The 24391-nt window shown below is 65.4% G+C and carries 27 protein-coding genes and 1 pseudogene; 11 read left to right on the forward strand and 17 right to left on the reverse strand.

Annotated features, from left to right (window positions below; genetic code table 11):
* The coding region (locus NP3_RS42675) for a DNA-directed RNA polymerase subunit beta' (RefSeq protein ID WP_063047389.1) at positions 1-3716 on the forward strand (3716 nt) is incomplete at its 5' end.
* A gap of 136 nt (positions 3717-3852) precedes the next feature.
* Here the strand turns inward: NP3_RS42675 and NP3_RS42680 are convergent.
* Together NP3_RS42680 and NP3_RS42685 are read right to left on the reverse strand one after the other, a co-directional pair.
* On the reverse strand, positions 3853-4176 hold the full coding sequence (locus NP3_RS42680) for a hypothetical protein (protein WP_063047390.1): 324 nt from the start codon (positions 4174-4176) through the stop codon (positions 3853-3855).
* Between the two features lie 109 nt (positions 4177-4285).
* Positions 4286-5035, reverse strand: a complete 750-nt coding sequence (locus NP3_RS42685; protein ID WP_063047391.1) for a hypothetical protein — start codon at positions 5033-5035, stop codon at positions 4286-4288.
* Between the two features lie 152 nt (positions 5036-5187).
* Between NP3_RS42685 and NP3_RS42690 the strand changes: the two genes are divergently transcribed.
* Positions 5188-5505, forward strand: a complete 318-nt coding sequence (locus NP3_RS42690) for a CD225/dispanin family protein (protein WP_169814680.1) — start codon at positions 5188-5190, stop codon at positions 5503-5505.
* 68 nt (positions 5506-5573) lie between these two features.
* Entirely contained in the window at positions 5574-6044 is a 471-nt protein-coding gene (locus NP3_RS42695; RefSeq protein ID WP_063047393.1) for a PaaI family thioesterase, read from the forward strand.
* A gap of 54 nt (positions 6045-6098) precedes the next feature.
* Here NP3_RS42695 and NP3_RS42700 read toward each other — a convergent pair whose 3' ends face one another.
* On the reverse strand, positions 6099-7106 hold the full coding sequence (locus NP3_RS42700; protein ID WP_063047394.1) for an aldo/keto reductase: 1008 nt from the start codon (positions 7104-7106) through the stop codon (positions 6099-6101).
* A gap of 100 nt (positions 7107-7206) precedes the next feature.
* Here NP3_RS42700 and NP3_RS42705 point away from each other — a divergent pair, with 100 nt between their 5' ends.
* A complete protein-coding gene (locus NP3_RS42705) occupies positions 7207-8073 on the forward strand; it encodes a helix-turn-helix transcriptional regulator (RefSeq protein ID WP_063047395.1) in 867 nt (288 codons plus the stop codon).
* Here the strand turns inward: NP3_RS42705 and NP3_RS42710 are convergent.
* From NP3_RS42710 to NP3_RS42735, 7 genes and pseudogenes are all read right to left on the reverse strand, one after another.
* The gene (locus NP3_RS42710; RefSeq protein ID WP_063047396.1) at positions 8063-8707 is read right to left on the reverse strand and encodes a DUF8020 domain-containing protein; all 645 of its coding nucleotides are present in this window, start codon (positions 8705-8707) and stop codon (positions 8063-8065) included. The two genes, NP3_RS42705 and NP3_RS42710, sit on opposite strands and share 11 nt — an antisense overlap.
* Positions 8708-8849: 142 nt before the next feature.
* Entirely contained in the window at positions 8850-9839 is a 990-nt protein-coding gene (locus NP3_RS42715; protein ID WP_063047397.1) for a pirin family protein, read from the reverse strand.
* Positions 9836-10147 (reverse strand): GNAT family N-acetyltransferase, encoded by a 312-nt coding sequence (locus tag NP3_RS51850; RefSeq protein ID WP_444980803.1) that lies wholly within the window; start codon positions 10145-10147, stop codon positions 9836-9838. Before NP3_RS51850 ends, NP3_RS42715 begins: the two co-directional genes overlap by 4 nt.
* Before the next feature lie 18 nt (positions 10148-10165).
* Positions 10166-10624, reverse strand: a pseudogene (locus tag NP3_RS51855) (carboxymuconolactone decarboxylase family protein); the annotation flags it as partial.
* 64 nt (positions 10625-10688) lie between these two features.
* Positions 10689-10982, reverse strand: coding sequence for a putative quinol monooxygenase (locus NP3_RS42725; RefSeq protein WP_169814681.1), 294 nt, complete (start codon positions 10980-10982; stop codon positions 10689-10691).
* 29 nt (positions 10983-11011) lie between these two features.
* Entirely contained in the window at positions 11012-12022 is a 1011-nt protein-coding gene (locus NP3_RS42730) for an aldo/keto reductase (RefSeq protein ID WP_084509642.1), read from the reverse strand.
* On the reverse strand, positions 12019-12486 hold the full coding sequence (locus tag NP3_RS42735) for a MerR family transcriptional regulator (protein ID WP_084509643.1): 468 nt from the start codon (positions 12484-12486) through the stop codon (positions 12019-12021). The genes NP3_RS42730 and NP3_RS42735 overlap by 4 nt, the downstream gene beginning before the upstream one ends.
* A 159-nt stretch (positions 12487-12645) precedes the next feature.
* Here NP3_RS42735 and NP3_RS42740 point away from each other — a divergent pair, with 159 nt between their 5' ends.
* Positions 12646-13224: a Uma2 family endonuclease gene (locus NP3_RS42740; protein WP_063047401.1), complete on the forward strand. Its 579-nt coding sequence runs from the start codon at positions 12646-12648 to the stop codon at positions 13222-13224.
* Here NP3_RS42740 and NP3_RS42745 read toward each other — a convergent pair whose 3' ends face one another.
* Positions 13225-13593: a glyoxalase superfamily protein gene (locus NP3_RS42745; RefSeq protein WP_063047402.1), complete on the reverse strand. Its 369-nt coding sequence runs from the start codon at positions 13591-13593 to the stop codon at positions 13225-13227.
* Between the two features lie 59 nt (positions 13594-13652).
* Here NP3_RS42745 and NP3_RS42750 point away from each other — a divergent pair, with 59 nt between their 5' ends.
* The gene (locus NP3_RS42750) at positions 13653-13856 is read left to right on the forward strand and encodes a hypothetical protein (RefSeq protein ID WP_062983850.1); all 204 of its coding nucleotides are present in this window, start codon (positions 13653-13655) and stop codon (positions 13854-13856) included.
* A gap of 12 nt (positions 13857-13868) precedes the next feature.
* On the opposite strand, the gene NP3_RS42755 is transcribed toward NP3_RS42750, so the two are convergent.
* The gene (locus NP3_RS42755) at positions 13869-14360 is read right to left on the reverse strand and encodes a SixA phosphatase family protein (RefSeq protein WP_063047403.1); all 492 of its coding nucleotides are present in this window, start codon (positions 14358-14360) and stop codon (positions 13869-13871) included.
* A gap of 183 nt (positions 14361-14543) precedes the next feature.
* On the opposite strand from NP3_RS42755, the gene NP3_RS42760 reads away from it, so the two are divergent.
* A complete protein-coding gene (locus NP3_RS42760; protein WP_063047404.1) occupies positions 14544-16214 on the forward strand; it encodes an FAD-dependent oxidoreductase in 1671 nt (556 codons plus the stop codon).
* Positions 16215-16256: 42 nt separating this feature from the next.
* Here NP3_RS42760 and NP3_RS42765 read toward each other — a convergent pair whose 3' ends face one another.
* Positions 16257-17024, reverse strand: coding sequence for an acyl-[acyl-carrier-protein] thioesterase (locus NP3_RS42765; protein ID WP_063047405.1), 768 nt, complete (start codon positions 17022-17024; stop codon positions 16257-16259).
* A gap of 137 nt (positions 17025-17161) precedes the next feature.
* Between NP3_RS42765 and NP3_RS42770 the strand changes: the two genes are divergently transcribed.
* Positions 17162-17353 (forward strand): helix-hairpin-helix domain-containing protein, encoded by a 192-nt coding sequence (locus NP3_RS42770; RefSeq protein ID WP_063047406.1) that lies wholly within the window; start codon positions 17162-17164, stop codon positions 17351-17353.
* A 45-nt stretch (positions 17354-17398) separates the two neighbouring features.
* Here the strand turns inward: NP3_RS42770 and NP3_RS42775 are convergent, their stop codons facing one another.
* Together NP3_RS42775 and NP3_RS42780 are read right to left on the reverse strand one after the other, a co-directional pair.
* Positions 17399-18532 (reverse strand): transglycosylase SLT domain-containing protein, encoded by a 1134-nt coding sequence (locus NP3_RS42775; protein ID WP_063047407.1) that lies wholly within the window; start codon positions 18530-18532, stop codon positions 17399-17401.
* Positions 18529-18852 carry a type VII secretion target gene (locus NP3_RS42780; protein WP_063047408.1) on the reverse strand — a complete coding sequence of 108 codons (324 nt, stop codon included), beginning with the start codon at positions 18850-18852 and terminating at the stop codon, positions 18529-18531. Before NP3_RS42780 ends, NP3_RS42775 begins: the two co-directional genes overlap by 4 nt.
* 146 nt (positions 18853-18998) lie before the next feature.
* On the opposite strand from NP3_RS42780, the gene NP3_RS42785 reads away from it, so the two are divergent.
* Positions 18999-19973, forward strand: a complete 975-nt coding sequence (locus tag NP3_RS42785; RefSeq protein ID WP_063047409.1) for an NADPH:quinone oxidoreductase family protein — start codon at positions 18999-19001, stop codon at positions 19971-19973.
* 136 nt (positions 19974-20109) lie between these two features.
* Positions 20110-21219, forward strand: coding sequence for a winged helix DNA-binding domain-containing protein (locus tag NP3_RS42790; protein ID WP_063047413.1), 1110 nt, complete (start codon positions 20110-20112; stop codon positions 21217-21219).
* A gap of 10 nt (positions 21220-21229) precedes the next feature.
* Here NP3_RS42790 and NP3_RS42795 read toward each other — a convergent pair whose 3' ends face one another.
* Together NP3_RS42795 and NP3_RS42800 are read right to left on the reverse strand one after the other, a co-directional pair.
* Positions 21230-22393, reverse strand: coding sequence for a low temperature requirement protein A (locus NP3_RS42795; RefSeq protein ID WP_063825063.1), 1164 nt, complete (start codon positions 22391-22393; stop codon positions 21230-21232).
* Between the two features lie 47 nt (positions 22394-22440).
* Positions 22441-22965, reverse strand: coding sequence for an Lrp/AsnC family transcriptional regulator (locus NP3_RS42800; RefSeq protein ID WP_063047414.1), 525 nt, complete (start codon positions 22963-22965; stop codon positions 22441-22443).
* Positions 22966-23124: 159 nt separating this feature from the next.
* On the opposite strand from NP3_RS42800, the gene hppD reads away from it, so the two are divergent.
* The gene (gene hppD, locus NP3_RS42805) at positions 23125-24333 is read left to right on the forward strand and encodes a 4-hydroxyphenylpyruvate dioxygenase (protein ID WP_063047411.1); all 1209 of its coding nucleotides are present in this window, start codon (positions 23125-23127) and stop codon (positions 24331-24333) included.
* Positions 24334-24391: the final 58 nt, after the last annotated feature.

Genomic DNA, 24391 nt, shown 5'->3' on the forward strand with positions numbered 1-24391 from the left:
TCGAGGTGACTCGCGCCAAGGTGCGCCGTGAGCGGATGGGCCACATCGAGCTGGCCGCTCCGGTTACCCACATCTGGTACTTCAAGGGCGTGCCTTCGCGCCTCGGATACCTGCTCGACCTGGCGCCGAAGGATCTGGAAAAGATCATCTACTTCGCCGCCTACGTCATCGTCGGCGTCGACGAGGAGCTGCGTCACAACGAGCTCTCCACGCTCGAGGCCGAGATGGAGGTCGAGAAGAAGGCCGTCGCCGATCAGCGTGACGCCGATCTCGAGGCCCGCGCCCAGAAGCTCGAGGCCGATCTGGCCGAGCTCGAGGCCGAGGGCGCCAAGTCCGATGTCCGTCGCAAGGTCAAGGACGGCGGCGAGCGCGAGATGCGTCAGCTGCGCGACCGCGCCCAGCGCGAGCTGGACCGGCTCGACGAGATCTGGAGCACCTTCACCAAGCTCTCGGTCAAGCAGCTCATCGTCGATGAGGTGCTCTACCGCGAGCTGATCGACCGCTACGGCGAGTACTTCACCGGCGCCATGGGTGCGGAGTCCATCCAGAAGCTGATGGAGAACTTCGACATCGACGCCGAGGCCGAATCGCTGCGCGAGACCATCCGCAGCGGTAAGGGCCAGAAGAAGCTGCGCGCGCTCAAGCGGCTCAAGGTTGTCGCGGCCTTCCAGGCCAACGGCAACTCGCCCATGGGCATGGTGCTCGACGCCGTTCCGGTGATCCCGCCGGAGCTGCGCCCGATGGTTCAGCTCGATGGTGGCCGCTTCGCCACCTCCGACCTGAACGACCTGTACCGCCGCGTGATCAACCGCAACAACCGCCTCAAGCGACTGATCGATCTCGGCGCGCCCGAGATCATCGTCAACAACGAGAAGCGGATGCTGCAGGAGTCCGTGGACGCACTCTTCGACAACGGCCGCCGTGGCCGCCCGGTCACCGGACCGGGTAACCGCCCGCTGAAGTCGCTGAGCGATCTGCTCAAGGGTAAGCAGGGTCGTTTCCGTCAGAACCTGCTCGGTAAGCGCGTCGACTACTCGGGCCGTTCGGTCATCGTCGTCGGTCCGCAGCTGAAGCTGCACCAGTGTGGTCTGCCGAAGCTGATGGCGCTGGAGCTGTTCAAGCCGTTCGTGATGAAGCGTCTTGTCGATCTGAACCACGCGCAGAACATCAAGTCCGCCAAGCGGATGGTCGAGCGGCAGCGTCCTCAGGTGTGGGATGTCCTCGAAGAGGTCATCGCCGAACACCCGGTGCTGCTGAACCGTGCGCCCACCCTGCACCGCCTCGGCATCCAGGCCTTCGAGCCGCAGCTGGTGGAGGGTAAGGCCATCCAGCTGCACCCGCTCGTCTGTGAGGCGTTCAACGCCGACTTCGACGGTGACCAGATGGCCGTGCACCTGCCGCTGTCCGCGGAGGCGCAGGCCGAGGCCCGCATCCTGATGCTGTCCTCGAACAACATCCTGTCGCCTGCCTCGGGTCGTCCGCTGGCCATGCCGCGTCTGGACATGGTGACCGGTCTGTACTACCTGACCCGCCTGGAAGAGGGCGCGAAGGGCGAGTACCAGGCGGCCACCAAGGACGCACCGGAGCAGGGCGTGTACTCCTCGCCCGCCGAGGCGCAGATGGCGGTGGACCGCGCCGAGCTCACCGTGCGTTCGCTGATCAAGGTGCGTCTCACCGACCAGCGCCCGCCGAAGGCAATCGAGGCGGAGCAGTTCCCGGACGGCTGGAACCGCGGCGACGCGTGGATCGCCGAGACCACCCTCGGGCGCGTGCTGTTCAATGAGCTGCTCCCGGCGGACTACGCGTTCATCAACGAGCAGATGCCGAAGAAGCGTCAGGCCACGATCATCAACGATCTGGCCGAGCGCTACCCGATGATCGTGGTCGCGCAGACCGTCGACAAGCTGAAGGACGCGGGCTTCTACTGGGCCACCCGTTCCGGCGTGACGGTCTCGATGTCGGACGTGCTCGTTCCGCCGGAGAAGACCGAGATCATGGAGCGCTACGAGGCGCAGTCCGATCAGATCGAGAAGAAGTACCAGCGTGGTGCGCTCGATCACCAGGAGCGCAACAACGCCCTGGTCAAGATCTGGCAGGAAGCTACCGAAGAGGTCGGTAAGGCGCTGCGTTCGCACTACCCGGCCGACAACCCGATCATCACGATCGTCGACTCGGGCGCGACCGGTAACTTCACCCAGACTCGTACCCTCGCCGGTATGAAGGGCCTGGTTACCAACCCGAAGGGTGAGTTCATCCCGCGGCCGATCAAGTCCTCCTTCCGTGAGGGCCTGACGGTGCTGGAGTACTTCATCAACACCCACGGTGCTCGTAAGGGCCTGGCCGACACCGCGCTTCGTACCGCCGACTCGGGTTACCTGACCCGGCGTCTGGTGGACGTCTCGCAGGACGTCATCGTGCGCGAGCACGACTGTGGCACCGAGCGCGGCATCCTGGTGCCGATCGCGGAGAAGCAGCTCGATGGCTCGCTGATCCGGGACGCGCACGTGGAGACCAGTGCCTACGCCCGTACCCTCGCGGCGGACGCGCTGGATGCCAAGGGCAACGTCGTGGTGGGTAAGGGCGCCGATCTCGGCGACCCGGCCATCGAGGCGCTGCTCGACGCGGGTATCACCGATGTGAAGGTTCGCTCCGTGCTGACCTGCACGACCGGCACCGGCGTCTGCGCGACCTGCTACGGCCGCTCGATGGCGACCGGCAAGCTGGTCGACATCGGTGAGGCCGTCGGTATCGTCGCCGCGCAGTCCATCGGTGAGCCCGGTACCCAGCTGACCATGCGCACCTTCCACCAGGGTGGTGTCGCGGGTGACGACATCACCGGCGGTCTGCCCCGTGTGCAGGAGCTCTTCGAGGCTCGTGTGCCCAAGGGCAAGGCGCCGATCGCGGAGGTCTCGGGTCGGGTGCGGCTCGAGGACGACGATCGCTTCTACAAGATCACCATCATCCCGGATGACGGTGGCGAAGAGGTTGTCTACGACAAGCTCTCGAAGCGTCAGCGTCTGCGTGTGTTCAAGCACGACGACGGCACCGAGCGTCTGCTCTCCGACGGTGACCACGTCGAGGTCGGCCAGCAGCTGCTGGAAGGCGCGGCGGATCCGCACGAGGTGCTGCGCGTGATGGGCCCCCGTCAGGTGCAGATCCACCTGGTCCACGAGGTCCAGGAGGTCTACCGCTCGCAGGGTGTGTCGATTCACGACAAGCACATCGAGGTCATCGTGCGCCAGATGCTGCGTCGCGTGACGATCATCGATTCGGGTGCCACGGAGTTCCTGCCCGGTTCGCTCACCGAGCGTTCCGAGTTCGAGGCCTCCAACCGTCGCGTCGTCGCCGAGGGCAATGAGCCCGCGGCGGGTCGCCCGGTGCTGATGGGTATCACGAAGGCGTCGCTCGCGACCGATTCGTGGCTGTCGGCGGCATCCTTCCAGGAGACCACCCGAGTCCTGACCGACGCGGCCATCAACTGCCGCTCGGACAAGCTCATCGGCCTCAAGGAAAACGTGATCATCGGCAAGCTGATCCCGGCCGGTACCGGTATCAACCGCTACCGCAACATCCAGGTCCAGCCGACCGAAGAGGCTCGTGCCGCGGCGTACGCGGTGCCGTCCTACGACGACACCTACTACAGCCCCGACAGCTTCGGCACCACCACCGGTGCCGCGGTCCCGCTCGACGATTACGGTTTCAGCGACTACCGCTGACCCCGGTAACAGCATTCGGCCCCCGCTCTCCGGAGCGGGGGCCGTTTTGCGTCGTCCAGCTGCTATCCGCTGTGGTCGGGATCAGGGCCGCGGACGCGGATTCGCCTACTACGGGCAGATGCCGCCCGCTAGCCCACTACCAGCCGGTGACCCGCATCGTGTCATTACGGGTCCCGACGGGGTCGTCGAGGTGATCGTGAGCCTCAGCGAGTACCAGCAGCTCAAAGCTGAACGCGAGGAACTGCGCCGCTTGCGTGCCGAGCACCGCAGAACCGAGGTTGCCGCACAGATCCGCGACGGAATGGCCCAGTTCGCCGCCGATCCCGGCACATTTCGAACCCTGACTCGTGCGGACTTGCAACGGGACGACATCTTTGACCGGCCGTAGAGTTCTGATCGAGATCAGCCCCGAGCCGAGCAACAAGTTCACGAACTGCCCGACGTACTTCGCGGGCAGCAATTTCTGCTGGAAGGTCAGCCGGGTGCGTCGCCTTGGTCGGGATCGCCAACCGCCCCGGACTGCTGCGCACGATCCTCGCCGAGCGCGGCTACCGGCTGCCGAGGGCGTATCACCGATGACGTACTCGCGGGCAGGTTTTGCCTGCGATGTGGCACTTTTCCTCGAACCCCGCCGGTAGCCAGTTACCCGATTGCAAGAGCGGGTGGCTCGGGAACTGAGTGTGTGCCGCCAGTGCGAAAATCAGTACGGCCCATGGGCTTTGGACTTGGAGGAGATGTGGATTGCCGTTTCGGTCCGGATAACGGCAGATCAGCCGGTCGGGCCCGGGCATATCCACCATTTCCAGACCCGACCAATGCACCGAGAACGAATGATCGGCGTTGTAGCAGTACATCCGCCGGTCCGAAACCATTACCGAGCCGGGGCGTTCGGCCACCCAGCGCGGGCGCAGTCCGGCCTCGGCCTGGCGGCGTCGCGAGCGGTTCGCCATGGCGTTGCCGAGATGGGCCGCCGCCACGAAGGACAGCGTGCCGACAGCCGTCACGCTGTTGCGATTCCAGGTCCCGTCCCCGACCGCCCGCCACTGAAACCAGACGGCAGGGCCCTCGGCCAGGCATATTTCCTCGAATTCGGTCCGGACCATGGTGGCTCGGGTCGGCAGTTCGGCAAGCCGGTCGTGCAGCAGGAAGTCGATGACACCGCAGGTGTAGAGCAGATGGTCGTCGGCCGTGGACCAACCCACCTGCTGCGCGATGATCCGATCGATATCGGAGGTCGGGTCGTACATCGGCCCTACCGCCCGATCGGCCGCAGACACATCGGCTTTTCCGCCGCTTTCCGCGCCAACGCCGTCATGCATTATCCAATCGCGATAGACATGCCACCGTTGTCAATTGTGCCCAAGCCGAGCCGATCGCGCGATCATCGGCCACGGTGCAAGGTTGTGTTCGTAGGCTGGTACGGCCCGAAATGCCGGGCTCGGCCGCCGACTTCGAGACGGGATCCCCACCCATGACGTATGGACAACAGCCCGGCTATGGCTACCCGCCTGCCCAGCCCCAGTTCGAACCACCGGCACATCTGGGCTTCGCGGTCGTCGCCACGATTATCGGCACGCTGACCTGCCTGGTGGGAACGGCGGTCGGGCTGGTCGCGATCGTCTTCGGTACCCAGGTGCATTCGAAGTGGATCGCGGGCGACGTCGCGGGCGCGATCGACGCGTCCAAGAAGGCGCGAGGCTGGGCAATCGGAGCCATGGTGGCGAATGTGCTGTGCGTGGTACTCGGACTCGGCTACCTGGTCGTCACACTCACGCACTCTTCTTCCTGACCCGGTGGACAACCGCTATCCCGCCGGGGTATGAAATTAGAACACGTTTCAGTTCGGTGGGAGATGCGATGGACGACGCGGCCATGGGCGATCTGGTGATGGCCGGATTTCAGAAGCTGGGATTTATCCAGTTCGCCGGTATCGAAGGAGTGGAGTTCAGCGCGGGCCGCAATGTCGTGACGATCGCGCCGAAGTCCGAACATCTCAACCACAACGGTGATCTGCATGCCGCGGTGCTGTTCGGCCTGGCCGAGACGGCGGCGATGGGCGCGTCGATCTCGGGCATCGTCGACCTCATGGGTGAGACGTTCATCGTCGCCCGCGACGGCCGGATCGAATATCTGGCGCGGGCCAAGGGCGACGCGGGTCCGTTTCTCGCGACCTCCGAGTTGACCGCCGAAACCTTGGAAAAGGTCCGCGCCGATATCGCGGCGCGGGTCGATGTCGAGCTGGAGGTGCCGGTGGATATCACCGATAGCACCGGAAAGTCCATTGCCGCATCGGCATTCACGGCGGTTATTCGGCCACGGCGGATGTGATCGATCGACCCGGTCGGGAGGGCGGCCCGAGCGCGCGCCCTCCCGTAAACCACGTCAGCGCTCGCTGTCCAGCAGCGCCATCTGCGCTTGCGCATAACGCTCGCCCGCGATCTGATCCGCGGGCACCGCGGCCTCGATGGTCGCCAGTTCATCGGCGTCGAGCTGGATATCCACGGCTCCAAGGGATTCCGACCAGCGTTGACGAGTGCGCGCGCCGAGGATCGGCACGATATCCGTGCCCCGGGTCAGCACCCAGGCAATGGCCAGTTGTGCGACCGAAACATCCTTCTCCGCAGCGATATTCGCGAGAGCGTCGACCAATTTCAGGTTCTGGTCGAGATTTTCACCCTGGAAGCGCGGGCTGTGGGCGCGGAAGTCGGTCGGCGCGAAGGTCACACCCGGGCGAACCGAATCGCTGAGCAGACCACGCGACAGTACACCATAGGCCGTGATGCCGATGCCGAGTTCCCTTACCGCGGGCAGGATTTCGGCCTCGATCCCACGGGAGATCAGCGAATATTCGATCTGCAGATCGGCGATCGGGTGCACGGCGGCGGCCCGGCGAATGGTGTCGACGCCGACCTCGGACAGGCCGATGTGCCGGATATAGCCCGCCTGGACGAGTTCGGCCGTGGCGCCGATCGTCTCCTCGATCGGGACACTCGGGTCCAAGCGCGCGGGACGGTAGATATCGATGTAATCCACGCCGAGGCGCTGCAGGCTGTAAGTGAGGAAGTTGCGCAGCGCGACGGGGCGATTGTCGGAGCCGCCCCAGGTACCGCCCGGCCCGCGCAGTGCACCGAACTTCACGCTGAGCACCACATCCTCGCGGGGACGCTCGGCAATGGCCTTGCCGATCAGCATCTCGTTGTGACCGGCGCCGTAGAAATCGCCGGTATCGATGAGGTTGGCGCCGGAGTCCAGTGCGGCGTGGATGGTGGCAATCGATTCGGCGTCGTCAGCGGTGCCGTACATGCCGGACATGCCCATGGCGCCGAGTCCGATGCGGCCGACCGCGGGGCCGGTGTCGCCGAGCATGGTGGTGATCTTCGATGTCGTCATGGGATAAGCCTGACCCCTGCTGGAGGGTTGCGGCAGAGATCGCTTATCGGGGGACCGCCGATCCCTGGCTCGGCGGCGGGTATTGCGGGACAGTGGTGACATGGACCGTTCCGAACTGGCCGATTTCCTGCGCAGGCGTCGCGAACAGCTGACGCCCGCGGATGTCGGGCTGCCACCGGGCGTGCGCCGACGCACGCCCGGTCTGCGCCGGGATGAGGTGGCGCTGCTGGCCGGGATGTCCACCGACTACTACACCCGCCTCGAACAGTCCCGGGGCCCGCGGCCCTCCACCCAGGTGCTGGCCGCGCTGGCGCGGGCGCTGCGTTTCAGCAACGACGAGCGCGACCATCTCTACCACCTGTGCGATCACGCGCCGCCCGGGCGCGAGGTGGCCGACAAGCATGTCGCTCCGGGGATCATGCACGTGCTGGCCAAGCTCGACGACACCGCGGCCACCGTCATCACCGATCTCGGCGAGGTTTTGGTGCAGAATCGCATGCATACCCTGCTGGTCGGCGACCATGCGAATCGGCGCGGCTGGGACCGGTTCTATGCCTGGCGCTGGTTCACCGACCCGCAGGGGCGATCGCTGTTCCCCGAGGACGACTGGGATCGGTTGGGCCGCAACCACGTCGCGGATCTGAGGGCCACCGCGGCGCGCCGATCCGGCGATGCCGACGTCACCGAATTCGTGAGTCGATTGCGTACCGCGAGTATGGAATTCGAGCAGCTGTGGCACGAACACGAAGTGGCGGTGCGGACTTCGGATATCAAGCGGATCCTGCACCCCGAGGTGGGGGCGATCGATACGGTCTGCGAAACCCTGCTGACCCCGAACGCGGCACAGCGGCTACTGGTCTATATGCCGCGTCCGGGCACCGATGCCGCGGAGAAGCTGGATCTATTGCGCGTCATCGGGACCCAGCGCCTGCTGCCGCACGACGATATCGGCTCGCTCAGGGATTGAGATCGAAGTAATCCATCGCCGCCTGAACGGCCGGTTCACCGCCACCGGCGGACAAACCGGCGAAGGCACCGATGGCCCCGCCGACCACGGTCATGACCGGGACGGTGACGAAGTCGAAGACGAAAAGACCGAGCGGGAAACCGAGGACGAATCCGATGGCCGCACCGATCGCGGCACCGGTCAGCACCTGCGGCATGGACTTCTCGACCTGATCGAAGAAGCGCTGCTCGGTGCTCACCTCCCGCACCGGATCATCGGTCGTGCTGATCGGGGTGAGCGAGAGCCGGGTGCCCGCCGCATCGATGGCAGGCACCAGATCGATCCGGTGTCCGGCGATCTTCACCGCGGTCGGCAGCGCGGCGACCACCTGTCCGTTGGCATCGGTCAGCGAGATGACCTTGTTGTCGCGGACCAGGTCCCAGCGTCCCTCGGAAATCGTCGTCACCACGGCGTGGCGATTCTCGGTCGCCGCGACGTGATAGCCGATGTGCTGGAAGAAGCCCTGCAGGTCGAGTGGTACGTCGGCGGTCGAATTCGGTACGGGCGGTGCGGGTTCCGCGTGTACGACGCCGGTGCCGATCGTGGTGGCCGCGAGTGCAAGCAGCGCCGTCGCGGTGATTCTGGAGATCCTCATCCTGCTCTTTCATCCGACCACCGGCGCGGAATGTCCGGTTTGTTCCGAACGAAGATACCGTTTCGTGATCGGATGTTGAAGGGTTTTCTTACCGATTCCAACGCATTAGAGAAAGTCCCGATTGTTTTGTGGTGCTTCGGATTCAGCTCCTGGCCGAACCCATGCGACGTTTACGGGGCTTCAGATGCAGACCGGGCAGGGGCGGGGCCGGAATGCGCTGTTCCGGTGTGTGACCCGCGATATCGGCGAAACGCTCGACAACGTTTTTCTCCCAATCGTTTCGGGCCTCGACGATGTCCTCATGGCTGCGGCCGACGAAGTTCCACCACATCACCAATTCCTCGCCGAACGGCTCGCCGCCGATGAGCGCGAAATGCGCGCCCTCGGCGCTACTGAGCCGTAACTGGTCGCGTCCGGTGCCCAGGTAGAGCAGTGGGCCGGAGGCGATTTCGGTGCCATCGGCTGCGACACTGCCCTCGATCACCATGAGCGCGTGCTCGAAATCGGGATCCAGGGCGATGGTGGTGTCGATGCCCGGTTCGATTCGCACATCCGCCCCGACGATCGGTGTGTACGCCTTGGCGGGCGAGGTGAGTCCGGCGAACGTGCCGATCAGCACGATCGCTCGCACCCCGGGTGCCTCGTAGACCGGCAGCTCACGATGCTGTTCGAAATGCGGATCGATCCCGAGGCTGTTGCCGGGCAACGCGATCCACAGCTGCAGGCCGTGCCCGGCGTGCGCGCCCGCGACGCCGTATTCGGAATGCGCGATGCCGCGGCCGGAGGTCATCAGATTCAGCTGTCCGGGCTCGATCTCCACATCGGAGCCGATCGAATCGCGGTGGCGGATGCGTCCGTCGAACGGCCAGGTCACCGTCTGCAATCCGATATGCGGATGCGGATCGATATCCGGTGACACACCCGTCTTGGTGACCGTGGGCGAGCCGAAGTGATCGAGGAAGCACCAGGCGCCGACGGTCGGCAGATCACGTTGCGGCAGTACGCGTTCCACATAAACGCCGCGCACCCCGCCGAGCGGGACCTCGCGCGCCGGATAGAGCTCCGCCACCGGACCGGGACCCGGTGTGGCCTCGCACACCGCTTCCTCCGGATGCGGATCCAAATCGCTCATCGGGTGACGCCCTTGCCGACGACGTGCTCGTCGTATTGCGGATGCTTCTCCAGGTAGGCCTTGATGAACGGGCAAAGCGGCCGGATCACCCGGCCGCGGCCGATCGCATCCTCGATCGCATTCTTGGCCAAGACGGTGCCGAGGCCCTTACCGGAAAACGCGCCATCGATCTCGGTGTGGATGAACACCGTCTCGTCGTCGCGCTCCTCGTAGTCGGCGAATCCGGCCAGTTCGCCGCCGTAGAACACCTCGTAGCGATTCTTCTCGTCGTTGCGAGCGACCTTGTTTCCGGGGGTCGATTCGGTCATGGTCGACTTCTCCTTCGTCGGGCGTACCGGGTGCTTGCTCAGAATCGACACGCGGTTGAACGCGCCGATCGTGGTGGCGACCCAGAGGATCGCCGAGACCTGCTCATCCGATAAATGTTCCCGTGCCAGAGCGTACTCACGGTCCAGCGTGGCCTCGTCCGGCAGCGTGGTGGTGAGCTCGGCAAGTGCCAGCGCGGCCCGCTCCAGCGGCGTGTACAGCTCGGTTCGCTGCCACGCGGACAGCACGGCGAGTTCGCGCTCGGTGGCACCGGCCGCGACGGCGGCGCGATGGTGCACGTCCAGGCAGTAGGCGCAGCCGTTGAGCTGCGAGACGCGCACGTTGATCAGTTCGATGAGCCTGCGGTCGAGTCCGGCCGCGGCACCGGCCGCGCGGACCGTGCTTGCCACGGTGTTCAGCGCTCGAAACGCCTCGGGTGTCTGCTTATCGATGAACACGCGTCTGCCGGGGGACTCCATGGTCCGGATAGTAGAGCAGCACGGTGCCCGGACTGCGGTCCGGTTCACCGTGCTGTGCTGGGGATCAGGCGACCTCGTGGAACCGCCGGAGTTGGAACGGCTCGATCAGGATCTCGTTCAATACGACCGCGGCCTCCTGCAGATGCGGGGTTTCGAAATGCGTCGCGAGCGCCGCCCCGTCGACCCACTCCTCGAGCAGCACCACCCGGCTCGGATCGCTCGGGTGCAGATACAGCTCATAGGCGATGCAGCCCGCCTCGGCGAGCGTCGGCGCGACCAGATCCTCGAGCGTCTCGCGCAGTTCGGTCTCGTGACCGGGCTTGGCGGTGAATCGGACATTGAGCGTCAGTGTGGACACCGATGCCTCCTGATCTGCTGGGTGGTCGGTCATTCCCGGCCGACGGAGGTGAAAGACATATCCGCGTACCGGTCACCGGCGACCTTGTCGGCGATCGGGTCCAGGGTGGCCAATTCGTCGGCGGTGAGCGAAATGGTCGCGGCGGCGACGTTATCGGCGAGCCGGGTGCGGCTGCGGGTGCCCGGAATCGGGACCACCGTCAGTCCGTGCACATCCGCCTGGGCGTGCACCCACGCCAATGCCACTTGCGCGAGCGAGATTCCGCGCTCGTCCGCGATGGCGCGCAGTGGGGCGAGCAGTTCGACGTTGTGTGCGGCGTTATCGCCCGAGTAGCGCGGCTGCATGTGCCGGAAATCCTTGCCATCCGCCAAGTCGCCTGCCGCGGTGAAGGATCCGGTGAGGAATCCGCGACCGAGCGGTGAGTACGGCACGAATGTCACGCCGAGTTCGGCGGCGGTGGGGACCGCGCTGCGCTCGACATCCCTGGAGAACAGCGACCATTCGGACTGCACGGCCGCGATCGGATGCACCGCATGGGCCGCGTGCAGTTCCTTGCCGGTCACCTCGGACAGGCCGAGTGCCCGCACCTTGCCCTGTGCGACGAGCTCGGCCATCGCGCCGACCGATTCCTCGATCGGGACCGCCGGATCGCGGCGGTGCATGTAGTACAGATCGATGGTGTCGATGCCGAGGCGGCGCAGGCTGGCATCGACCGCCTTGCGGAGGTATTCGGGAGAGTTGTCGATGCCGCGGTAGGTGGGGTCGTCGGCCTTGCGGGCAATGCCGAACTTGGTGGCGAGGACCACCCGGTCGCGGTTGGCGCGCACGAAATCGCTCAGGAATTCCTCGTTGTGACCCGCGCCGTACATGTCGGCCGTATCGAACAGGGTGACGCCGAGTTCCAGTGCGCGATCCAGGGTCGCCCGCGATTCGGTGAGGTCCGAGGGCCCGTAGAAATCGCTGATTCCCATGCAGCCCAAGCCTTGTGCACCCACCTGGATGCCGCTGGCGCCCAATGCCGCGGTCGGAAGTGAATTCATATTTTGATCCCTTCGCATGGTTGTGTGAGTGCGGCCGGTTTGACGGCGGCGGTCTTGCCCTCATACAGGTCGATCTTGTAATCGAGTACGGCCAGGGTCTGACGGAGTTCGTCGATCTTGGCGAGCACCTCCGAGCGGGTATTGCGGAACATCTGCAGCCGCTCGGGCACAGTGGATTCCCCCTCCCGCACCAATTCGGCGTAGCGGACCATGTCCGCCACCGACATCCCGGTGGTGCGCAACCTGCCGATCAACGCCAACCACTCCAGATCGCGATTGCTGAACCGCCGCTTCCCGGCGTGATCGCGCCCGATGTAGTTCATCAGCCCGATCCGCTCGTACCAGCGCAGCGTGTCGCGACTCAGTCCCGACCGATCGGCGGCCTCGCCGATCGAATACTGCGGCTTCTCCCGATCCGCATCGACTTGCTGATCACCGACAACTTGACCTACGGCTCCACCCACTGCACTCGCCCTTCTCGATGAACACAACCGACGTTAATAACTTGGAGCGCACTCCAAGCAAGCCTCAATTCTGCCGAACACCGGTTTTGCTTGCAGCCGTGCCGGTACCTTGCGTGGGACACTGGAGCCGACCAGGGTGGGGCGAGCTGAGGAGCGAGGGTGACGGCACTTCCTGAGCCATGGCGGCTGTTGAATATCGCCGAGTACGAGGCACTCGGCGAGGACGATCAAGTCCACTGGGAGCTGCAGGAGGGGATTCTCGTGATGTCGCCGTCACCGAGGCCGCGCCACAACGTGGTTGGCGGACTTGTGTTCAATCAGGTGCGTCAGCAACTGCCGCCGGAACTGATCGCGGTTCCGGATGTCGATATCAATCTGGAACTCGTCCCCGACGACGAGCCCGCGACGGTCCGTCGGCCAGACTTGGTGGTGGTGGACAGCAGCGAATACGAGCGGGTGGAGGACGAAGGCGGCACGATCCGGGCAGCCTGTGTCCATATTGTGGTCGAGATCGTTTCACCCGGTTCCAGGCGGATGGATTACAAGATCAAGCGCAGCGAGTACGCCGATGCCGGGATTCCGAACTACTGGATCATCGACCTGACACGCCCGATAAGCCTGCTCTCGTTGCGACTCACCGACGAACTGGGTTACGTAGACGACGGCGAGATGACCGGCACATACACGACCACCTCACCGTGCCCACTCACTATCCAGCTCAATCAGTTGGACCGATAGTCAGTCGCGCTTGGGCAGCTCCTGCACCGCCCACTTGTTGCCGTCGGGGTCGGTGAAGAAGGTGAACAGGCCCCAGCCCATATCCACCACCGGCGACGCGTCCACACCCGCCGCGACCAGCTGCTGGTACGCGTCTTCGGCGCTCGCGACGACCACCTGCATGCCTTCGACGCTGCCCGGTGCGGCGTCGGTGATGCCCTCACCGATGCAGATGGAACAGCCGGAGCCCGGTGGGGTCAGTTGGACGAAGCGCAGGGTCTCGTCGACGCGGTGGTCGTGGTCGGCGTTGAAGCCGATCTTGGTGTAGAAGTCCTTGGCGCGGTCCACGTCGGTCACCGGGATTGCGACCAGTTCGATTTTCCAATCCATCTGCAGAGCATCCCATCAGCTCGACGGCGAGAACGAGTTTTCGCACCTACCCTGGTGGCATGCCAGGTAAGGACATCGACCGGATCAGGGCCCGCTCGGCCTGGGCCACGGTCAAGGAAAGCCCCGTGATCACCGCTATCGCGGTGGCGCCGTTCGTGCTGGCGCTCGGCGTCGTGTGGTGGCTGCTCGGCGGATTCGCCGCGTTCGTGCTGCTCGTCGTCCTCGGCGTCGTCGTGGTCGTCGGCGGCAAACTATTGCACTGACGCCGTCCGCGATCAGCGCGGAATGTGGAAGCGCACCAGATCGCCGGTGCCCTCGTCCACCTGCGCCCACGGCCGGTCGAATTCGAGCACCGCCAGCGCCGACGTGGGGAATTTCCGGCTGAGCTCGATCGCCGGATCGGAGTCGCGATTGCTCGCCAACTCCCATGCCGTCCACGGCATTCCGGGCGCATGCCCGATGACCAGCAGTGTTGTGACATCGTCATCGCTGAGCTGGACCAATTCGATGAGCGTGCGCGGCGACGCCTCGTAGATGCCCGCCTCGTAGACCACCGGCGCGGTAACTCCGGTCGCGGCCAGCGTTTCCCGCGTACGGGTGGCGGTCGAGCACCGTACCGCATCGATCGGCGGCTGGGTCTCGCGTAACCACTGACCGGCAAGTCCGGCCTCGCGCTGACCACGCGGAGCGAGCGGGCGTTCGTGATCGGAGATACCGTCGGGATAGGACGACTTACCGTGCCGCATGAGGATCAGAGTCCGCACCATGGAGATACCGTAAGCCCTCCGGAGGAGAGGCCTCGAACACACTCGAGGCAAACTGAAAGCGGCATCACAATCACGGCGCCTCATGGGGCACCCCCGCCGGGCACCGTGACGACGACGCTCCCGACCACTCCCGACCCCCTTGGGTGGCTATAGCCCAGGTACATTTTCGAGGATCTGCACAATATGGCCTACGTAATCACGCAGCGTTGTTGCAACGACGCCAGCTGCGTCACTGAGTGCCCGGTCGATTGCATCCGTCCCACCCCGGACCAGCCGGAATTCGCGACGACCGAGATGCTCTACATCGACCCCGACACCTGTATCGACTGCGGTGCCTGCGTCGACGCGTGCCCGGTGGAGGCCATCTTCTCCGAGGATGATCTGACCGCGTCGCTGGCCAGGTTCCGTGACATCAACGCCGCCTACTTCCAGCGGCATCCACTCGAATCGAACTTCGATCCGATCGTCACGCCCGCGCGTCCGCCCAAGGAACTCGGCACGCTGCGCGTCGCGATCGTCGGCGCGGGGCCCGCGGCCTGTTATGCGGCCGACGAGTTGCTGCGCCGCTGCGATGTCGAGGTCGAGATGTTCGATCGGCTGCCGACGCCGTGGGGTCTGGTGCGCGCGGGCGTCGCCCCCGATCACCCGGGCACCAAGACCGTCTCCGGGCTGTTCGAGTCGGCCTTCCGGCGCGAAACGCTGCAGTACTACCTCAATGTGGAGGTCGGCACGCACGTCAGCCACGAGGAACTGCTCGCGCACCACCACGCGGTCATCTACGCCGTCGGCGCGTCCTCCGACCGTCGTTTGGGCGTGCCGGGCGAGGATCTGCCGGGCAGCCATTCCGCGACCGAATTCGTCGCCTGGTACAACGGGCATCCGGACTACGCGGATCGCAAGTTCGACCTGTCCGGTGAGCGGGCGGTGATCGTCGGCAACGGCAATGTCGCGCTGGATGTCGCCCGTGTGCTGACCGTGGACCCGGACGAACTCGCCAAGACCGATATCGCCGACCACGCCCTGGATGCGCTGCGCGGCAGCAATATCCGCGAGGTCGTCGTGCTCGGTCGGCGCGGCCCGCTGCAGGCGGCCTACACCTCGCCGGAGTTCCTGGCGCTGACGCATCTGAAGGGTGTCGATGTCATCGTCGAGGAGGCCGACCTGACGCTCGACCCGGGCAGTCAGGCGCTGCTGGACGATCCCGAGGTCGAGCCGTCGCTGGAGCTGAAGTACACCCTCGCCAAGGAATACGCGGCGGGGCGGCGCGATCCGGCCAATAAGCGGATCGTCTTCCGCTACTTGGTCTCGCCGACGGCACTGCACGGTGCCGATCACGTCGAGTCGGTGGAGTTCGCGCACAACGAATTGGTCAGCGAGAGCGGCCAATTGGTGGCGCGCACGACCGATCGCAGCGAAACCCTGGACGCCGGACTGGTTTTGCGTTCCATCGGCTACAAGGGCAAAGCGATCAAGGATCTGCCGTTCGACGAGCGCCGCGCTGTCGTTCCCAACGAGCACGGCCGCGTCATCGGCGAGGACGGTGTTCCGGTGCCCGGTGTGTACGTGAGCGGCTGGATCAAGCGCGGTCCGCGCGGTGTCATCGGCTCCAACCGGATCGACTCCGAGGAGACCGTCGAGCACCTGCTCGCCGACTTCACCGCGGGCAAACTCGGTGTGCCACAGGCCGATCGGGCCGCGCTGAAGGCGCTGATCGGACAGCGGCAGGCCGATCTGGTCGACCGTGAGGGCTGGAAGGCGATCGATACGGCGGAGAAGTCCGCGGGTAAGGCGTCGGGCCGGCCGCGGGTCAAGCTCACCACCCGTGAGGATCTGCTCGAGGCCGCGCGCGGCTGAACAGCGACCGGCTCCGTTCCCAGCGAACGGAGCCGGTTTTCTTCACAACGGCATGATGCGCACGACGGTCGTGGTGGTGCCGCCGACCACGAACCATAACCGCAGCACCGGCCGTCCGGAGCGGTCGCCCGGTTCGTAGCGGCTGCGCACGGTGACATGCTGACGAGCCAGCACCGGCGCGACATACTCGATCACCGCGCGATGCGGCCCGGCGACCAGCTTGGGGTATTCGACCAGGAACTGTTCCACTGCCTGCCAGTAACAGGCATTGTTGACGTGGTTGTACTGGTCGATGTCGGTGGCCCGCACCGGGAACGGCATATCGGTATCCGATTCCGGCGGGGTGGCGTCGGTGAGATAGGGCCGCCAGCGCAGGCGGTGCTCCTTGGTGGTCTGCGCCAGGTAGGACAGGCCCTCGTCGCTGATCCTGGCGGGCATATTGTTGGACTCGCTGATATTGATCCAGAAGCCCTCGGTCTCGATCAATCCGCCGTTCGCGCTGGTGATGCGCACCCGCATATTCGTCCACCGGGTGGACATGCTCGAACACCACCGCAGCAGTCGCACCTGGTCGGGCCACAGGATCGGCCGGATGACGTCGATGACCGTACGACGCACGATCCAGCTCGGATCGGTCGTATGCAGATTCGTCTGTTGCAGTTGTTCCCAGGCGATGTCCTGCAGATAACGGGCGACGGCGTCGAACCGCAAGCGGTTGTACGGATCTACATCGCCAGCCCGGATGGGCCACGCCGAAGCAAACCCCATGCCCTCCTGGGGAAGCGGGGCGAGTGGCTGATCGAGTGACACTGGTGCTCCTCGCGCTGCACGGTGTGCCGCGTTCTCTTACGCTGCTGTTCTGAGACGACTTTACGGGGCGTACGTCACACACTCGCGTCGAGCCGCCTCTACTCACAGTTGTCGGTCCCACGGGGCAGTATGGGGCCATGCCCGACTCCGACCTCCCCGCAAAACTCGGCAAACCGGCCGAACGCGCCCTGGCCGCCGCCGGAATCCACCGCCTGGCCGACCTGACCGCATGGACCGAACGTGATCTCGCCGCACTGCACGGCGTCGGTCCCACTGCCATCGCCGAACTCCGCGCCGCCTCGGCCGAAAGCAATCAGAGCTTCGCCTGATCCCCGCCCCCGGCACGCACCGCACCCGCACCGGTGCTACCCCGGTCAGTAGCCCTGGTAGGCCCCACCACTGTTGACGGCCGCTACGCCCGGGACATTGGACAGGGAGCCGTACCGGTCGATGGCGTAGCGAGTTCCGGCGATGATGTTGTCGACCGGGTCGTAGATGTTCTCGTGGCCGGGCGCCATATATGCGTTGAAGGTGCTGTCGATTGTCTGCATCAATCCCTTCGACGGGTGGCCCGCGGCGGCATTGCTGTCCCAATCGTTGACGATCAAGGGGTTGCCACCGGACTCGTGCTCGATGATCATGGCCAGGGCCCGCTCATCGATCTGATCCGGGCTGTATCCCATTTCGATCAACTTGGCCTTGGCCTTCTTGATCCATTCCGCGACGTCGCCTGTCGGCATCGCCCCGGTGGCGTTGTGCGTACCACCGGTGGCTCCGGAATACGAACCGCCGGAGGACGTCCCGGAACCGCTGCCGTGGTGGCTGCTGGTCACATAGCTGGGCTTGCTCGTGGCAGAGGTGGTGGAGGCCGGTGTTGTGCTGGGGTTCTGCGTTTGTGACGCAACGACATTCGGGTCGCCGAGGCCGTCGAATGCGCTCTGGAGTTTCGAGGCGGCCTGATCCACCTGCTTTTTCGCTTGTTCGGCTACCGATTCCGCCTGTGCCAGCGCGTTGACGATCTCCGATTGCCAGTATGCCGCGTCGCGGGTGGCCTGATCGGTGAGCCGGTTGGCTTCGGACTCGTTCAGATTTGCCTTGTACCACGCGATTCGGTCATTGGCATCGACGGTTCCGTTCGAGGCGACGTGGAAGCCCGGCTCGGTTTTCGTGCCGGGGGTCGGGCAAGCGGGGTTGGTGGCCAGGTCGCGCAGCGAGAGGACTTTGCGCTTGGCATTGTGCAGATTGTCCACCTGGGAGGTGAAGGCGGTTTGCAGATCGTGCAGTGCCTGGCTCACCGCCGATGCGCGGGTCTGCTCGGTCCCCATCCGAGTATCGGCCGCAGCGGCCGCGGCGCCCGACCACGTCTTGTCGGTCCCCAATTTCGCGGTGTCGTCGGTGCCTTTGCGGACCGCGGCATCCAGGTCCGTCGAGATTTTGGCCGCGTTATTGCCTGCGGTATCGAGGTGGTCGGGCTCCCACTTGGCTACGTCATCAAGGGTGAGGGTCATGGCAGTTGCAGGCCGATCGTCTTCAGGTTGTTCGCGAAGTCGGTCTCGGCGACTTCGAACGCGCCCGCTGCGTTGTGGGTGAGCGAGGCGATCTTTTCGAGGCGCTCGCCGATTCGGGCCAGGCTGCGGTTGACGGCATCGGTCACCGGTGGCACCGCGGTGCCGAATTGAGTGCCGGGCAGTGCGTTTGCCGCGATGCCGAAGCCGTCACCGGCATTGAGCTTCTTGACCCCGTCCGCCTCATCGCCGAGATTCTTCGCGAATTTCTGCAGCGCGCCCGCGTCGACCCGCAGGGTCCCCGCGTCCGTCTTCTCCACCACGAAAACTCCCCCTTCGTCCCCACCTCAGGTCGCGGTCAGCATAGCAAAAACGGGTGGTGTGGACAGGGCGGTGACGGTCCGTGGTTAGGTAAGTCAGTGCGTCGGTGATGATGTGAGTGGCGCCGAGTGGACAGAGAGGTCGGCATATGCGCGCAGCCCAGGTCAGCAAGCTGGAGGGGCCGGAGGCGATCGAGGTCGTCGAGATTGCCGAGCCCGCGGCGTATCCCGGGGGTGTGGTCATCGATGTGCATGCGGCCGGGGTGGCGTTTCCCGATGTGCTGATGACGCGGGGTCTGTACCAGATGAAGCCGGAGCTGCCGTTCGTCGTCGGTGGCGAGGTGGCCGGGATCGTGCGGGAGGCGCCGGAGGGTGCGCAGGTCGCGGCGGGGGATCGGGTGGTCGCGCTGACGTTGCTCGGCAATGCCCTCGCCGAGGTTGCCGTGGTGCCGTCGCAGATGGTTTTCCGGTTGCCGGACAACGTATCTCTGCAGGCCGGGGCCGGAATCCTGTTCAACGATCTGACCGTGCACTTCTGCCTGCGCAACCGGGGCAGGCTGGCCGCGGGGGAGACCGTGCTGGTGCACGGCGCCGCGGGCGGCGTCGGCACCTCGACGCTGCGGATGGCGGTCGCGCTGGGTGCGGGCCGGGTCGTCGCGGTGGTGAGTACCGAGGAGAAGGCGGCGGTCGCCCGTGCCAACGGCGCCACCGATGTGGTGCTGACCGACGGCTGGCTCGCGGCCGTCAAGGAGCTGACCGGTGGTCGCGGTGTGGATATCGTGCTCGATCCGGTCGGCGGCGACCGGTTCACCGATAGCATCCGCAGCCTCGCTCCGGCGGGCCGTCTGCTGGTGGTCGGCTTCACCGCCGGTGAGATCCCGACGGTCAAGGTGAATCGACTGCTGCTCAAGAACGTCGAGGTGATCGGCGCGGCCTGGGGCGAATGGGTGATGACCCATCCGGGCTACCTGACCGAGCAGTGGGAAGAGGTCGAGCCCCTGCTCGCCGCGGGCAAAATCGCGCCGCCCGAACCGGTGCTCTACCCGCTGGACCGTGCCGCCGAGGCCGTGGCATCCCTCGACAATCGCACCGCCGCAGGCAAGGTCGTCGTCACCCTGCGCTGACCATGAGCCGCCGCGTGCGCATTCTCCGACTGCTCGATGTCCGGCGCGGCAAACCGTGCGCGCCGGTACGGTGATCTGATCATGGAGCTGGTTCACTCGTCGCCCGACCACCACCCCTCATGGAATCGCTATGCAGATGCTGTCTAATCGGGTACTGAATCGGACATTGCTGGCCCGCCAGCACCTGCTGGAGCGTTCGGCGTTGGCCGTGCCGGAGATGTGTGACCATCTGGTGGGGTTGCAGGCCCAGGATTCGCCGCCGCCGTTCGTCGGATTGTGGAGCCGCATAGCGGACTTCGATCCCGCGACGGTTTCGGCGGGACTGGAGGATCGCTCGCTGGTGCGAATCACCTTGATGCGCGGCACGATTCATATGGTCACGCCATCGGATGCGCTGCGCATCGCACCGCATATCCAACCCGAGCTCGAAAAGGTCCCCTTCCGAAAGGGTTTCAACTACGGCGCGATGGTCGGGTTGGACCCGGACGAGGTACGCGAGCACGGCGAGGCCGCGCTCGGTGACGAGCCGATGTCGGCGGCGGACCTGCGCGCCAAGGCCGCGGCGATCTACCCGGATCGCGATGCCGGTGCGGTGCTGCAGACCTGGCTGTACCAACTGCCCGTATTGCAGACTCCGCCGCGCGGCAGGTGGAAGGACAACAGCAGGCCGGTCTGGTCCCGCGTCGAACCCTGGCTCGGGGCACCGCTCGAACATGGTTATCCGTTGGCGGAGCTGGTCTTTCGTTATCTGCGCGCCTTCGGTCCGGCCAGCACCATGGATATGCAGACCTGGTCGAAGCTGACCGGCATGAAGGCCGCGGTCGAACAGCTCGGCGACCGCCTGCGCACCTACACCGACGAGCGCGGCCGCACCCTCTACGACATCGCCGAGGGCGAACTCGCCGATCCCGACCTGCCCGCGCCGGTCCGCCTGCTCGGCTGGTACGACAATGCGATCCTCTCGCACCAGGACCGAACCAGGATCGTCCCCGACGGCACGGCCCCACCCCTGCGCGCATTCGCCACCGCGGTATCCCCGGTCCTGGTCGACGGCTTTCTCGCGGGCTTCTACAAGATCTTTCTGGAGAAGGGTGTCGCCCGGCTGCGCATCACCCCGACCCGGAAATGGTCGAGCACGGAATGCGCGGCGGTGGATGCCGAAGCCAACGCACTGGTCGCATTCCTGGAGGCCGACAAGCGGCCGAGCGTCGAAATCCTCGACGTGAACGGGGATCTGCGTCCCTGAACCGGCGGCGTTATCGCGAACGGCGGCGTCCGACGCGCACAGCGGGCAACGGCCGACCGGGTGCGGCCACCAGTTGCTCAACGATATTCGCGGTTACCAGCACGGCCGCGGTCAGCGCCACCACGACGATGGCGGGCAGCAGCGACGAGGTCAGCGCGATGGCGATCAATGCGATGGCCGGTACAACGCGTGTGGTCGCCACATTGCCGAGCATTCGCCACCGATTGACCACCAGTGCCACCATGAACAGCGCGGCGCCACCCGGCGCCAGCGCTGCGGCAACGCCGTGCGCGGTATGGCCGGGGTCGGCGACCGAATGTCCGAGCCCGACCGCGACCGCCACCAGCCCGGTGACCAGCGCGAAATGCCCGTAGCTCAACACATCTCGCACGATCAGCCCGGGTGCGGGCATGGTGGACAGCGCATGTTCGATCAGCCGCGCGGATCGATGGAAGTAGATCCACCACAGTCCGAGGCCGACCATGAAGGCGAGCACCAGCGTGGTCACCACCGCCGGATCGAGGCCGGTCGCGGACGCCTGCGCACCCGCATCCACCACGGATTCGCCCAGCGCGATGATGATGAACAGGCCGAACCGCTCGGCGAGGTGCGAAACCCCGATCGTCCGGTTGCGCACGGCCCTGCTGTACAGCAGCGGCGCGCCCAACTGCACCACGAGCGCCCCGGTCCAGACCCAGATGCGTGCATGCTGCGGCAGCGGCGCGCTCGCGAAAATCGCTATGCCGGTGACCAATCCGATGCTGAAGGGGTTGATGGTGGTCGCGAAACCGTTCGTGCGGGTGACCGCGACGACCAAGACGATCCGCAGCAATAGATGCGCACCCGCGAAAACCATTGCGGCCCCGCGCGGTTGGTCCAGTGCGGCGGGCGCGGCCACCGCCATCAGGAAGATACACAGCCCGGACCCGAACAGCACCAAGCGCTGAGCGTTGTTCTCCTCCACGGTATTCACCAGGATGGTGACCCCGACCCACCCCCACCACAGCGGCGCCAGCAGCACCAGCGCATGGCCCAGCGTGCCGATCGAGGTGTGGTGGCCGAGCACATGCGCGGTCTGGGTGACCGCGAAGACGAGGACCAGGTCGAAGAATAGTTCCGCCCAGGTGGCGCGGGCATGGGGTGTTGCGGTGGTGGATTCGGCAGGCTCGCTCATCGAAATCTCGTACTCCGGTGACACAGGAAGTACGAGCCTAGATGGATTCAGCGCTCCGGGTTGTCCCGGTAGGCGGGCGCTTTCGTCGTTCCGGTCGGTGTGAGCGTGCGCAACAGCGGCAGCGTCCGGTGCGCGACCACGGTCGACAGCACGATCACACTGTGCGAGCGCACCACCGAACTCGTCCGGTCGATGCTCAACAACACCGCCTGCAACCCGGCATGTGAATCCGCGCCGATCCGGCACAGCACATCGCCGGAGCCGGTGGTCGCATATGCCTCCAGCACACCGGGAATCGCGTCGAGTTCGGCCGCCACCGCATCCAGCGCGCCCTGTGCGATCTCCAGGGTGACGAAGGCCTGCACATCGAAACCCGCGGCGGTGACATCGATCTGCGGATCGTAGGAGGAGATGACGCCCGACTCCTCCATCCGCGCGATGCGCGACTGGACGGTGGCCCTGGCGACCCGGGTGCGCCGGGACAGCTCGAGAATGCCCGCCTTCTGATACTCGTGCATCGCGGTGAGGATGGCGAGATCGAGTTCATCCAGTTTCGCGGGCGTGCGCGACATGACGGCCTCCGTTCGGGGCGCGACCGGCGTGGTGCGGGTCACTTGTGGTGCTATTCAAATTGTCCAGCATCAGGGGCGACCTGCTAGCCGATTTCGCCATAGTGTCTAACCGAAATCGGTGATGTTGCCTATCCGATGGGGCGGCGATTTCCTTGGATCATGACCATCGAGCATCTGCGGAATGCCCAACGACCGAGCGGCCCGCTGCCCACCGACGGTGAGTTGCGCCGCCTGGTCGGGCTGGTCGATCACGACGACAGCATCGATCCGTTCCCGGTCATCGGCTGGGACGCGCTGGTCTGGGTGGTCGGCAACGCGACCCAGACCGCGCACTTCCTGGAATCCGCCTTCGGGATGCGGCTGGAGGCCTACTCGGGGCCGGAGACCGGCAACCGCGATCACAAGGCCTATGTGCTGCGCAGCGGTGCGGCCAGATTCGTCGTCACCGGCGCGGTCGCACCGGACAGCCCGCTGGTCGCGCACCACGATCGGCACGGCGACGGCATTGTGGATATCGCGCTCGAGGTCCCGGATGTGGACCGCTGCATCGAATGGGCACGGACGCACGGCGCGACGGTCCTGGTCGAACCACATGACGACACAGACGAATTCGGCACCGTCCGCTCGGCCGCCCTGGCCACCTACGGCGAGACCAGGCATACGCTGATCGACCGCTCCGAGTACTACGGGCCGTATCTGCCCGGATATGTCGCCCGCCGCTCCGGATATCAGCCCCGCGTCGGCACTCCGACCAGGCTGTTCCAGGCCATCGACCATGTCGTCGGCAATGTCGAGCTCGGCATGATGGACGAGTGGGTCGAGTTCTACCGCCGCGTCATGGGATTCACGAATATGGCCGAATTCGTCGGCGACGATATCGCCACCGAATACTCGGCGCTGATGAGCAAGGTGGTGGCCAATGGCAATCACCGGGTGAAGTTCCCGCTCAACGAACCCGCGATGGGTAAGAAGCGTTCCCAGATCGATGAATACCTGGAGTTCTACCGCGGTCCCGGCGTGCAGCACATCGCGCTGGCCACCAGCGACATCCTCGAATGCGTCGATGTATTGCGCCGCGAGGGCGTCGAATTCCTCGAAACGCCGGACACCTACTACTCCGACCCCGAACTGCGCGCTCGCATCGGCCACGTCCGCGTCCCGGTGGGCGAGCTGCAGCGCCGTGGCATCCTGGTCGACCGCGACGAAGACGGCTACCTGTTGCAGATCTTCACCAAACCGCTCACCGACCGCCCGACCGTCTTCTTCGAACTCATCGAACGCCACGGCTCACTCGGTTTCGGCAAGGGCAACTTCAAGGCACTCTTCCAAGCGATAGAGCGCGAACAGGCTGCGCGAGGAAACCTCTGACCGTGCGTCGGTTCGTCAGATCACCGCATTACCAGCCACAACGGAGCGAGTCTTACGA

It is taken from the genome of Nocardia pseudovaccinii NBRC 100343, from assembly GCF_001613225.1.
In the GTDB taxonomy this organism is placed as follows: Bacteria; Actinomycetota; Actinomycetes; order Mycobacteriales; family Mycobacteriaceae; genus Nocardia; species Nocardia pseudovaccinii.